Annotated in this window: 14 protein-coding genes; 9 read left to right on the top strand and 5 right to left on the bottom strand. The window is 45.9% G+C overall.

Translation table 11 applies throughout. The features are described 5' to 3' along the window. Positions 1-118 precede the first annotated feature (118 nt). The gene (locus tag CGRAC_RS12065) at positions 119-307 is read left to right on the top strand and encodes a hypothetical protein (RefSeq protein ID WP_143297832.1); all 189 of its coding nucleotides are present in this window, start codon (positions 119-121) and stop codon (positions 305-307) included. A 491-nt stretch (positions 308-798) separates the two neighbouring features. On the opposite strand, the gene hisG is transcribed toward CGRAC_RS12065, so the two are convergent. From hisG to CGRAC_RS09565, 5 genes are read right to left on the bottom strand one after another with little or no spacing between them, the layout of a single operon-like run. Then, positions 799-1,410 (bottom strand): ATP phosphoribosyltransferase, encoded by a 612-nt coding sequence (gene hisG / locus CGRAC_RS09585; protein WP_005871212.1) that lies wholly within the window; start codon positions 1,408-1,410, stop codon positions 799-801. Then, positions 1,407-2,027 carry a type III pantothenate kinase gene (locus CGRAC_RS09580; protein ID WP_005871213.1) on the bottom strand — a complete coding sequence of 207 codons (621 nt, stop codon included), beginning with the start codon at positions 2,025-2,027 and terminating at the stop codon, positions 1,407-1,409. The genes hisG and CGRAC_RS09580 overlap by 4 nt, the downstream gene beginning before the upstream one ends. Then, the gene (locus CGRAC_RS09575) at positions 2,014-2,349 is read right to left on the bottom strand and encodes a hypothetical protein (protein ID WP_143297833.1); all 336 of its coding nucleotides are present in this window, start codon (positions 2,347-2,349) and stop codon (positions 2,014-2,016) included. The genes CGRAC_RS09580 and CGRAC_RS09575 overlap by 14 nt, the downstream gene beginning before the upstream one ends. After that, complete coding sequence (locus CGRAC_RS09570; protein WP_005871215.1) at positions 2,336-3,349, bottom strand: hypothetical protein; 1,014 nt, start codon at positions 3,347-3,349, stop codon at positions 2,336-2,338. The genes CGRAC_RS09575 and CGRAC_RS09570 overlap by 14 nt, the downstream gene beginning before the upstream one ends. Further along, the gene (locus tag CGRAC_RS09565) at positions 3,349-3,900 is read right to left on the bottom strand and encodes a hypothetical protein (protein ID WP_005871216.1); all 552 of its coding nucleotides are present in this window, start codon (positions 3,898-3,900) and stop codon (positions 3,349-3,351) included. Before CGRAC_RS09565 ends, CGRAC_RS09570 begins: the two co-directional genes overlap by 1 nt. 116 nt (positions 3,901-4,016) lie before the next feature. Between CGRAC_RS09565 and gatC the strand changes: the two genes are divergently transcribed. The 8 genes from gatC to CGRAC_RS09525 all read left to right on the top strand — a co-directional run bounded on the left by gatC (position 4,017) and on the right by CGRAC_RS09525 (position 11,199). Further along, positions 4,017-4,304 carry an Asp-tRNA(Asn)/Glu-tRNA(Gln) amidotransferase subunit GatC gene (gatC, locus tag CGRAC_RS09560; protein ID WP_005871217.1) on the top strand — a complete coding sequence of 96 codons (288 nt, stop codon included), beginning with the start codon at positions 4,017-4,019 and terminating at the stop codon, positions 4,302-4,304. A 10-nt stretch (positions 4,305-4,314) separates the two neighbouring features. Beyond that, entirely contained in the window at positions 4,315-5,397 is a 1,083-nt protein-coding gene (locus CGRAC_RS09555; protein WP_005871218.1) for a type IV pilus twitching motility protein PilT, read from the top strand. Continuing rightward, on the top strand, positions 5,397-6,074 hold the full coding sequence (locus CGRAC_RS09550) for a CvpA family protein (protein ID WP_100067315.1): 678 nt from the start codon (positions 5,397-5,399) through the stop codon (positions 6,072-6,074). Before CGRAC_RS09555 ends, CGRAC_RS09550 begins: the two co-directional genes overlap by 1 nt. Further along, entirely contained in the window at positions 6,071-6,538 is a 468-nt protein-coding gene (locus CGRAC_RS09545; RefSeq protein WP_005871221.1) for a Fur family transcriptional regulator, read from the top strand. Before CGRAC_RS09550 ends, CGRAC_RS09545 begins: the two co-directional genes overlap by 4 nt. Before the next feature lies 1 nt (position 6,539). After that, positions 6,540-8,033 (top strand): lysine--tRNA ligase, encoded by a 1,494-nt coding sequence (gene lysS / locus CGRAC_RS09540; RefSeq protein ID WP_005871223.1) that lies wholly within the window; start codon positions 6,540-6,542, stop codon positions 8,031-8,033. 2 nt (positions 8,034-8,035) lie between these two features. Then, positions 8,036-9,283, top strand: coding sequence for a serine hydroxymethyltransferase (locus CGRAC_RS09535; protein ID WP_005871225.1), 1,248 nt, complete (start codon positions 8,036-8,038; stop codon positions 9,281-9,283). 99 nt (positions 9,284-9,382) lie between these two features. Continuing rightward, complete coding sequence (locus CGRAC_RS09530) at positions 9,383-10,414, top strand: hypothetical protein (protein ID WP_050346345.1); 1,032 nt, start codon at positions 9,383-9,385, stop codon at positions 10,412-10,414. Further along, complete coding sequence (locus CGRAC_RS09525; RefSeq protein ID WP_005871228.1) at positions 10,414-11,199, top strand: shikimate dehydrogenase; 786 nt, start codon at positions 10,414-10,416, stop codon at positions 11,197-11,199. The genes CGRAC_RS09530 and CGRAC_RS09525 overlap by 1 nt, the downstream gene beginning before the upstream one ends. Positions 11,200-11,252: the final 53 nt, after the last annotated feature.

Raw genomic sequence — 11,252 nt, 5'->3', positions numbered from 1 at the left:
AAGCTGGCGAGCAACGGTGTCCGAAAAAATCAAGCTAGCGCGGACTGGGCTCGAGCCTGAAACCTGCTTACAGCTCATCCTAAATCCAAAATTTATCAAAATTATTAAACGATTATATTTGGAATTTTTCGCGCTATATATATTGATCGCGCTAAGCGCGTTTGTCCTGCCCGAAAACATAGGCGATAATGCCGCCTGTGCGGGCTTTGTAAGCCTTATGAAGCAGTTTTTCAAATGTCGCCATGGCAGGGATTGGCTTATGCGCAGGATTTGCGGAGCTTTACTTAGCTGCGATGTGGGCGGCTAGCATCTTGTTTTGGCGCAGGCTACTTTCTATGCTTAAAAAGTAGCGCCGATTAAATTTTGCACGATTTTGAGCGGCGAAATTTCGCGAGTTGAAATTCCGAAATTCTGCCGTTTCCAAGCCGCGGGAATTTGAGCTCAAATTTATAGTTGCGAAAATTTTAAATTTTACGGCGTGAAATTATGAAGCAGAATTTTAGAATTCTGAAATTCTGCGCCGTGGAGGTTTAGAATTTCGCGAGCTGCAAATTTAGGCTAAATTTTAAAATTTGTAGCGATAGAAATTTAAAATTTTACGCTGCACGGCTTGACAGTGATTCCGCTTCTTGATAAATCAAATTCGCGGGATTTCTAAATTTAAGCGGTACGGTTGCTGTCGTAAAATTCTATATGCAGCAGAGGTTTTTTAAACGACAGCGCGCCAAGGCGGCGATGATCATTTACGCAAAATACGCCGCGCCGGCCGCAAGCACTGCGTGGCTGGCTAAGCAAGCGTTAAGCGATCGTGTGGGCTAGTTTATCTCTTAAATTTAAAATTTCATCGCGTTTTAACACGAAGCTGTTTTTGCTGGCGATGAGGTGCGCGGAGCTTTGCATTATGGTTTCTGCGGGCTGCAGCCCGTTTTGCTTCATCGTAGCGCCGGTTTCCACGACATCGACGATAGCGTCGGCAAGCCCTATGAGCGGGGCTAGCTCGATCGAGCCATAGAGTTTGATGATATTTACGGCGACGGCCTTGGAGGCGAAGTATTCGCGAGTGATGTTGGGCATTTTCGTAGCGATTTTTAGGCTCGGAGCGCCGTAGTTTAGCCTGGTGCCCGCATGCACGCCCACGCAGACGCGGCATTTTCCGATTTTAAGATCAAGCAGCGTAAGCACGTCGGGGCGATGCTCCTCAAGCACGTCAAGCCCCACTACGCCGATATCCGCCGCACCGCCCATAACGTAAGTAGGGATATCTTGGTTGCGGACGTAGAGAAATTTAAAATCGCCCTCTTGCATTATGAGTTTGCGATCCTCGAAAGCAAAATCAAGCCCGAAAATGGTTTTAAAAATTTTAAGCGTATCGTCGGCTATGCGGCCTTTCGGTAGCGCTATGGTTATCATGCGAGCCCCTTTTTTGCGATCAAGCTTACCATCGATTTAAAGATCAGATCCTTTTCGTAGATTGAGTTGCGAAAATACCGCATTAGATAGGCTCCGTCGCCGCCCGTGAAGTAAATTTTATTATTGCCCGCGATGTTTTCGATCGTAAGCACTATCGGCTTTAAAATCCCGTAGTTTACGGCACTTACGGTCTTTTGCGGCAGCGGATCCAGATCGATATTGGTTGAAAGCGTCACATCCAGCACCGGCGCGATGCTCGCAAATGACTTTAAAAGCGTACTAATGCCGGGCATTATAAATCCGCCTAAATGCGAGCCTCTAAACATCAAATCCACGGTGATCGCGCTGCCCGCATCGACGACGATGCCCGTCGCTACTGCGGAGCACGCCGCTATGCGGTCGATCCCGAGCCCGCGGTAGGCGGTTTTTAGCTCAAAGTGCGACGCCAGATCGACAAACAGAGGGTTTTTCAGCTTTTTTTTCACGCTATCATTGACGCTAATGAAAAAAATTCGCTCCTTCGGCTCGTACCGCATAAACTCCGCTACGGGCATACTTTGCGTTACGCCGCCTTTATAAAATTTAACTCTGGAATTTCCTATGTCACACAAAAGCATAGAGGCTAAATCCGTTTTCTTTTAAAAATTTCGCGCTTTTGGAGCACATTTGCGAGTTGTAAAACAGCACGCGCTTCTTGACGACCTTGCCGAGACTTGCGCTAATGTCGTTTGCTAGCGAGAGTAGAAATTCCGCGTCGCGCATCACAAAGCGGGATTTTGCGTCGCGCATAAATAAAAGAACGTTGTAACTTTTCAGATCCACGCCGAAATACGCGCCGTATGAGCGCGAGCGCGTGAAGCTAGCGATATCTAGCGTTTGAAATTTTTGAAGCAGAAGCCCTTCACGAACGCAGAGTTTTGAAATTTTATCTAGCATCAAAATTTAAAATTTTATCGTCGTAGTAAAAGGACGTACCCGCGATAAAGGACTTGTCCTCGACTTCGTCATTTAGCTCGTAGATCGCCTGGCCTTCTAAATTTTCATCGGTGCGGATGACGTAGCCGTTGCGCTCGATGATATACAGATAGCCGCCGCTAAGCAGCGCGCCGCTAAACTGCGCGAAGGTGAATTTGCGCGATTTGATCAAATTTAGCCCGCAATCGAGTAGCTCGACTCTGCCGTCTTTTAAGAAAAGATAAATTCTATCGCCGCTAAAAATCACGTCTTTGATGTCTACGTTATGGTTTTTATTGCCCGCAGGACTTACCAGCATTAGCCTAGTGGCGGTCACAGCATAAAGGTTATCGCCCTTATTTTCTAAGGCGATAATGTTGTTAAAAAATGGCTGGTTGCTTACGACGAAATCGCGTGCCGAGCGCCCACCTACGTTTTCTGCGATGCTGACTAGTCCGTCTAGCGCAGGATAAGCGATAAGTTGGTTGATAAATAGCGGTGACGCTACGCGCGAATCAATTGCGAATGCATCGCCTACTTTATGATCGAGTACCACTGCGCCCGAGCTTAGCTTGATAAGCATGATCGAATCATCGCTCATGACTAAAGCCAAATCATCGCCGTGTATATTTGCACTGAGCGCTTGTCTGCCGAGGGCTTTTTCAAATTTTACGGCGCCTGTGCCACTAACTACTTTAAGCGTGCCATTGATGTCAGTTACGACGAAATTTCCATCATATTCGCCTAAAAATTTCTCACTTTTTAGGACTTTGAAATTTTTTACCAAGCCGTTTTTAGAGATGACTTCGCCGTCTTTTAGCGTAGCACCATCTTTACTAACCGCTACGATTTCCGATGGCAGCGAGCCGTTAAATTTCATATCACCTGTGATGTTTTCGTCGCTAGGTTCGAAATACTGGCGCTTCGTCGAGCAGCCTAAAAATAAAAACGATAGTAAAAGCGTAAATATCAGCGTTTTTTTCATTATTTATTGCCTCCATAGTGTTTCAAAGCAAGTGCGATTTGACGAACTGGCGAGTTGAGTGGAATTTTATCTAGTTCTGCGTGAGCTTGCTCGATTTTGCCTTCTTTTAGCAGGTCGTAGCCCTTAAGCAAAGAATCATAATCGGTGAGTAGCACTCCGCCTTGCTTGCCGTTTTGTAGATTTATTATCTCTTTTAGCATAACATCGATGCCTTGGGTATTTTCTAACGCCGCTCGCTCGTCTGCAGAGCCGTTTTGCAAAATATAAAGAGCGTATAGATTTATATCTTTTTGCTTAAGCTCGGCTAGCTTAGTGTCGTCGCGATTGTTAAGCAGCTCGTCATAGATCGCATTAGCACTTGCTATGCGGCGATCACTTAGAAATTCATTTGCGTAATATCCGATAAATGCTACGATCAAAACCGCAGCCAAAAATATCAGCGGCTTTTTGTATTTTTTTACGAAAATTTCACTTTTTATGACGCTTTCTAGAAACTGCTCTTCTGTGCCAATCTCTTTTTTCACGCCTTCGATGTCGTCTTTTAAAGCCAAAATTCAGTCCTTTATTTGAGAAAATCGGCGTAATTGTAGCATAAAAAATTTTAAATACCGCCTAAGATAAAGAATTTTTATGATATAATGTCGCATTTATCAGAAAAAGGAAAGTTATGATAATAGACGATGCCTTGCTAAGCAAGCTGGAAAGGCTATCTGCTCTTAAAATTCCAGATGAAAAACGGGAGGAATTCAAGGGGCAATTGAATAATATCGTAGATTTTGTAGAAATTCTAAATGAGCTGGATTTACAAAGCGGCGAGGCGGCTATCACTACGCTGAAAGGCGGTACTCCGTTTCGCAAAGATATCCCACGCAAAAGCGACGTCGCAGAAAGCGTTTTAAAGCATGCTCCGCAGTCCGAAGGCGGCTACTTCGTAGTACCGAAAATCATAGATTGAAAGGAATTTTATGGAAGAAGTTCAAAGAAATTTAGTAGATATCGAAACCCTACTAAAAACCGTCGTTTTTAACAAAGCGAGCGATCTTCACTTAGTTTCGCGCTCGGCGCCTCAAATACGTATCGACGGAACATTGCGCCCACTTGCCATGGACCCGCTTAAGGGTACAGATATCGAGTATATCTGCTACGCGCTCATTACCGATGCTCAAAAAAGTGCGCTCGAGGAAAATAAAGAGCTTGACTTTGCGATCGAGCTTCCTAATATCGGACGCTTCCGTGGTAATTACTACTATACTATGAATGGCGATTTGGCTGCTGCATTTCGTATTATTCCTATCGATATTCCTAGCCTGGACGATTTAAAAGCCCCTACGATTTTTAAAGAGGTGGTCAAGCACGAAAAAGGCATGATTTTGGTTACCGGGCCTACTGGTAGCGGTAAATCAACTACTCTTGCCGCGATGCTAAACGAGATCAACGAAAAAGAACGCAAGCACATCATCACCGTTGAAGATCCGGTCGAGTTCGTCCATACCAATAAAAAAGCGCTTTTTTCTCACAGAAATATCGGCACTGATACCCATTCCTACGCTAATGCGTTAAAATTTGCCTTGCGTGAGGACCCGGATATTATTCTAGTTGGTGAGATGCGCGATAGAGAGACTATCTCGATCGCCATTACCGCGGCTGAGACCGGTCACTTGGTATTTGGTACGCTACACACCAACTCCGCGATGCAAACGATCAACCGTATTATCGATAGCTTTGATGGCGGCGAGCAGCTCCAAGTACGAAATATGCTCTCTGTATCACTTACCGCGGTCATTTCGCAATCGCTTTTGCCAAAGCTTGGCGGCGGACGTATCGCGATCCATGAAATTTTGCTCAATAACAATGCCGTAGCGAATCTAATCCGCGAAAACAAGGTGCATCAAATTTACTCTCAAATGCAGCTAAATCAGCAATCTACCGGTATGATAACTCAAACTCAAGCGATGGTTAAAGCGATCCGTGCAAATCAAATTTCAAAAGACACGGCGTTTAGGTACTCGACTAACCTACAAGAGCTAATAGGCGTGGTGGGTGCTTGATGGAAGGTATTAATTGGTTTGACGTCGGCTGTTTGGTACTCGTAGTGCTCTTCGGACTACGCGGTATCACCAACGGCATTGTAAAAGAAATTTTTGGAATTTTGGGTCTCATCGGCGGTCTTTTTGCCGCAATGCGTTATAAAACTATGGCGGGCGAGTGGATTGCAGCCAAAATTCCCGCTTTACAGAATGCAAACGGCGTGCTTTCAGGTGATACGACGCAGGTTCTCATCGGCTTTATCGCTGTGCTTTTTGGCGTATGGATCTCATGTCTGATTATAGGCGAAATCATTTCAAAATTCTTTAAATGGAGTGGACTGGGCTTTGTCGATAAGATCGGCGGTTTTGTGTTTAGCGTAAGTAAAATTTTCTTAATTTTTGCCGTTATTGTTACACTTGCAAGCGGTCCTATGTCGATGAACGAACAGACTAAAAAGTATTTTGAAAGCAGCAAAACTGCGCCGATTTTCTTAAAAATCGGAAATTGGATTTTAAATCTCAAAGATGATCCGAAGATCAAACAAAGCTTGGATTCTATCGGTTCTAAGATGGATGACAAGCTCTTAAAAGATCAGAATTCTACCGCCCGTATGAACTCGGATCAAAATCAAAGCACTGAACCTAGCGATTTTAACGCCAGTTCAGAAGTAAATTCTACAGAAAGGACAAAATTATGAATGCAAAAATCGAAAATTTAGAGTTTGACGCTCTAATTGTTGAGTTTAAAAAGGCGCTTGCCGCTAGCGGTCTAAAATATACCAAGCAGCGCGAGGTTTTACTCCGCACGCTTTATAACAACAACAAACACTTTACGCCCGAGGCGCTTCATAACGAGATCAAAGCGAAATTTCCGGAGTTAAACGTAGGCATAGCGACGGTGTATCGTACCTTAAATTTGCTTGAGGATTCAGGTATGGCGACGTCGATCTCATTTGGCGCGCAGGGTAAGAAATTTGAGCTTGCCAACAAGCCTCACCACGACCATCTAATCTGCAAAAGCTGCAATAAGATCATAGAATTTCAAGACGCCACTATTGAGCGAAAACAGCTTGCCGTCGCCAAAGAGCACGGATTTACGCTTACGGGACATATGATGCAGCTGTATGGAATTTGCCCTGAATGCGCGGCAAAAAGGAAGTAGATTGTTTGATAGCCAGTTAGAGATCCAAAGGATAGACAAGGCGTCGGAACTTCGGAATTTGGGGGCTAATCCCTATCCGCACTTTCTAAAAAAAGATATGAGCATAGCCGAGTTTAAAGAGAAATTCGGCTACATCAAAGATACCGAGGATAAAAAAGCGAGCGAGGAGGTAAGCCTTGCCGGAAGGTTAAAGCTAAAGCGCGTCGCGGGCAAATCCACCTTCGCAAACATAGAAGATCAAAGCGGTAATATTCAAATTTATTACTCTCGCGACAGCATAGGCGAGGAGGATTACGCTAAATTTAAGAAAAATCTCGAAGTGGGCGATATAATTTTAGTGCGCGGATACGCCTTCGTCACCCAAACGGGCGAGTTTTCGATCCATGCCAGCAAAATAACGCTCGCATCCAAAGCGATCTGCCCGCTTCCGGAGAAATTTCACGGCCTTGTCGATATCGAGATGCGCTACCGCCAAAGATACCTCGATATGATAATGAACCCCGAGGTCCGCGAGGATTTTATTAAGCGCTCGATCATCGTTAGCGAGATCCGCAGCTTTTTTGAAAAGCATGGATTTTTAGAGGTCGAAACGCCGATGATGCACCCAATCGCAGGCGGCGCGAACGCTAAGCCTTTCATCACGCACCACAATGCTCTCGACGTCGATCGCTACCTGCGTATCGCGCCGGAGCTGTATCTTAAGCGCCTCGTCGTAGGCGGCATGGAGGCGGTCTTTGAGATCAATCGAAACTTCCGCAACGAGGGCATGGATCTGACGCACAATCCAGAGTTTACCAGCATAGAATTCTACTGGGCGTGGCATGATTATAACGACGCGATGAACCTAACCGAGGAGTTATTTAAAGCGCTATTTAAGAGGCTCAGGCTAGGCGAAATTTTAACCTACGATGAGCGCGAGATCGATTTTTCAAAGCCTTTTGCGCGCATAAAGTATCTCGACGCGCTTACGCAGATAGGCGGCATAGAGCCGCAGATCGTAAATGATCGCGAAAAGATCATCGCAAAGCTCAAAGAGGATAAATTTGAAGTCAATGAAAAGCTCGATCTAGGCCACTTGCAGAGCGAACTTTTTGATAATTACGTAGAAGCTAAGCTCATAAATCCGACATTCATCGTGGATTTTCCGATCTCGATCAGCCCACTTTCGCGCAGAAGCGACGAAAATCCGCAAATAGCCGAGAGATTTGAGCTCTACATCGCGGGCAAAGAGCTAGCCAACGCCTTTAACGAGCTGAACGATCCGCTCGATCAATACGCCAGATTTAAGGCTCAAATCGACGCTAAAAACGCTGGCGACGACGAAGCTCACGAGATGGATGAGGATTACGTCCGTGCGCTTAGCTATGCGATGCCGCCGACTACCGGCTGGGGGCTTGGAATCGATCGCTTGGCGATGATTTTGCTGAATAAAAAATCGATCCGCGACGTGATTTTGTTCCCCGCGATGAGGCCGCTAAATTTAGAGAAGGAGTGAACGTGTCAAATTTAGAAAAATTCGATAATGAAATTTTTAGTCTAACCAATAAAGAGCTTGCCCGCCAGTGCGATTATTTGGAGATGATCGCGAGCGAAAATTTCACCTATCCCGAGGTGATGGAGGCGATGGGCTCGGTGTTAACGAATAAATACGCCGAAGGCTATCCCGGCAAGCGCTACTACGGCGGCTGCGAGTTCGTAGACGAGATCGAGCAGATCGCGATCGATCGCTGTAAAAAGCTCTTCGGCTGTGAGTTTGCAAACGTCCAGCCAAACAGTGGCAGCCAAGCTAACCAAGGCGTATATGCCGCGTTTTTGAAACCGGGCGAGAAAATTTTAGGCATGGCGCTTAGCCACGGCGGGCATTTGACGCACGGCGCGAAGGTTTCAAGTAGCGGAAAGATGTATGAGAGCTTCGAGTACGGCGTGGAGCTCGATGGCCGCATAAACTACGATAAGGTGCTTGAGATCGCTCAGATCGTAAAGCCGAAGATGATCGTTTGCGGTGCGAGCGCCTATACGCGCGAGATAGATTTTGCTAAATTTAGACAGATCGCTGATAGCGTGGGCGCGTTTCTTTTCGCCGACGTAGCGCACGTCGCTGGGCTCGTCGTCGCAGGCGAACACGCTAATCCGTTTCCGCATTGCCACGTCGTAAGCTCGACCACGCATAAAACGCTTCGCGGTCCGCGCGGCGGCATCATAATGACCAACGACGAGGAATTTGCTAAAAAGATCAACTCGGCGATCTTCCCGGGTATCCAGGGCGGCCCACTAATGCACGTCATCGCTGCAAAGGCGGTGGGCTTTAAACACAATCTAAGCCCCGAGTGGAAGGTCTATGCCAAGCAGGTCAAAGCAAACGCTAGAGTTTTGGGCGAAACGCTGGTTGGGCGCGGCTTTGATCTTGTTAGCGGCGGTACCGATAACCATCTGATTTTAATGAGCTTTTTAAATAGGGATTTTAGCGGCAAGGACGCTAGCGCCGCGCTTGAAAACGCAGGCATCACGACGAATAAAAACACAGTACCGGGCGAGACGCGCAGCCCGTTCGTCACCAGCGGTATCCGCGTCGGTAGCCCCGCACTTACGGCGCGCGGCATGAAAGAGAAAGAATTTGAGTTTATCGGAAATAAAATCGCCGACGTGCTAAGCGACATCTCAAATTCTAAGCTTCAGGCGCAGGTCAAAGAGGAGGTGCGGGATTTGGCGCACCGCTTTATCATCTACGACCGCGCGATGTATTAAATTTAATAAATTCGGGTAAGCTTACCCGAATTATTTATTTCGTAAATTTTGCGTGGTAGAATTTACAAAGTAAATAATAAAATAATCTTAGGAGAGAGTATGAACGACAAAAATTTCGATATGAGCAGCATAGACGACATAGTGATTAATAGCGGCAATGTCGATAAGAACGCGAATTTAAAAAAAGGTCTTACCGTCGCAGCCGGCGTTGTAGTTTTATTCTTAATCATTTTAATCATAATGAAGGCTATTAATAAAGACGATATTGATACTAACGCAGGTCTTACTATGCCTAGTGAAGAAGAGCTTGCCAAAGCGGAGCAAAAGCCTACCGTACAAGTTCAAAAACCTGAGCCTTCGCAGTCTGAGCCTGTAGAAGTGAAATCAGAACCCAATGCAGCATCTGCAGCTCCAACCAAAGTAGAGATAAAAACCCAAGAGCCTAATTCCGAAAGCAAGGTCGTCGCAAGCGCTCAGCCTGAAGCACAGAAAGTAGAAATCCAAAAGCCCGAAATCAAAGAAGAGCCAAAAAAATCCGAAGTTAAAATAGAAAGTAAAAAGATTGAGCCTAAAGACGAAGCTAAAAAACCTGAAAAAACTGACGTAAAAAAACCTGAGCCTAAAAAAGAGTCTGCAAAAGACGAGATAAAAAAAGAACCTTCTAAAACCGAAATTAGAAAAGTCGAGCAGAAAGTAGAGCCTAAAAAAGAACCTGAAAAACAAGCAAAAACAGAAGTTAAAAAAGAGCCTTCAAAAACGGAAGCTAAAAAGGAACATGCGAAAGCTGAAGTCAAAAAAGAGCCAGCAAAACCTGAGTCTAAAAAAGAAGCTAGCAAGCCGGAGTCTAAAAGCGAGAGCGTAAAGGCTGGCGTTGCAGCAAAGAGCACCAGCACCAGCGTGGCAAACGGCAGCTATGTGCAGGTTTTCGCATCCAATGCCTACGATCCAAACGGGTCTGACACTAAAAAAATCACTAAAAAAGGCTACAGCCCGATCGCTCTGCAAACTCACGTCGGCAGCAAGAGCGTGACTAAAATTTTAGTCGGACCTTTTGAGGGCGAGGCACTACAAAAGGCGCTTAGCGATATGCGTAGCATCAATAGCGGAGCGTATATCTACCGAGTGAAATAGTGGACAGATTCGCGGTTTTCGGCAACCCGATCGCGCACTCTCTCTCACCGCTACTTCATAATTACGCCATAAAATTTCTAGCCCTAGACGCTTACTATGGGCGAGTTTTGTTGCAGCATGGCGAGGAGCTGCGAGCTAAATTTGAAGCTTTAAAGCTTGCGGGTGCGAACATAACCGTGCCTTTTAAGCTCGACGCATTTAAAGCATGCGACATCCTAAGTGAAGCGGCGCAGAAGATCGGCTCGGTAAACACGCTGGTGCTAAAAGGCGACGCGCTGCAAGGCTTTAACACCGATGCGCAAGGCTTTTTCTGCGCAATCTTAGGCTTTGGCGAGATTCGCAATGCGCTTATTTTAGGCGCGGGCGGCACGACGCGGGCAATTGGCTACGCGCTAAGCAAAAACGGCGTGAAATTTGACATCCTAAACCGCAGCGCAAAGGATTTTGACTTCGGCTGCGAGGAATTTTTTAGCTATGAAAATTTCAAGTCCAAAGACTACGATCTTATCGTCAATGCTACCGGCGCGGGGCTCAAAGATGACGCGCTGCCTGCGCCCGAGGGGGTAATAGATGAAATTTTATCCCGCGCAAAATTTGCTTTTGATGCGATCTATGGCAAGCAGACTCCGTTTTTGCAAGCCGCATGCGCAAAAAATTTGCCTGCAAAAGACGGTAAAGAGATGCTGATAAATCAGGGCGCGCTTGCTTTCAATCTCTTTTTCGGCGGTAAATTCGACCTAGCAGAGATTGTATCGCTGATGAGCCATGCTGCGAATTTACGCTAAATCGGCTCTTAGGCTTTTCAATTATCCGCCCAGTCTAATGAAATGCTTTAAAT

This window comes from Campylobacter gracilis (genome assembly GCF_001190745.1).
Lineage (GTDB): Bacteria > Campylobacterota > Campylobacteria > Campylobacterales > Campylobacteraceae > Campylobacter_B > Campylobacter_B gracilis.
This window is presented reverse-complemented; position numbering and strand designations above follow the sequence as displayed.

Coding starts and splice junctions, on each gene's coding strand:
- hisG (WP_005871212.1), bottom strand. CDS start 1,410: ATGATAACCATAGCGCTACCGAAAGGCCGCATAGCCGACGATACGCTT.
- CGRAC_RS09580 (WP_005871213.1), bottom strand. CDS start 2,027: ATGCTTTTGTGTGACATAGGAAATTCCAGAGTTAAATTTTATAAAGGC.
- CGRAC_RS09570 (WP_005871215.1), bottom strand. CDS start 3,349: ATGAAAAAAACGCTGATATTTACGCTTTTACTATCGTTTTTATTTTTA.
- gatC (WP_005871217.1), top strand. CDS start 4,017: ATGATAATAGACGATGCCTTGCTAAGCAAGCTGGAAAGGCTATCTGCT.
- CGRAC_RS09555 (WP_005871218.1), top strand. CDS start 4,315: ATGGAAGAAGTTCAAAGAAATTTAGTAGATATCGAAACCCTACTAAAA.
- CGRAC_RS09550 (WP_100067315.1), top strand. CDS start 5,397: ATGGAAGGTATTAATTGGTTTGACGTCGGCTGTTTGGTACTCGTAGTG.
- CGRAC_RS09545 (WP_005871221.1), top strand. CDS start 6,071: ATGAATGCAAAAATCGAAAATTTAGAGTTTGACGCTCTAATTGTTGAG.
- CGRAC_RS09530 (WP_050346345.1), top strand. CDS start 9,383: ATGAACGACAAAAATTTCGATATGAGCAGCATAGACGACATAGTGATT.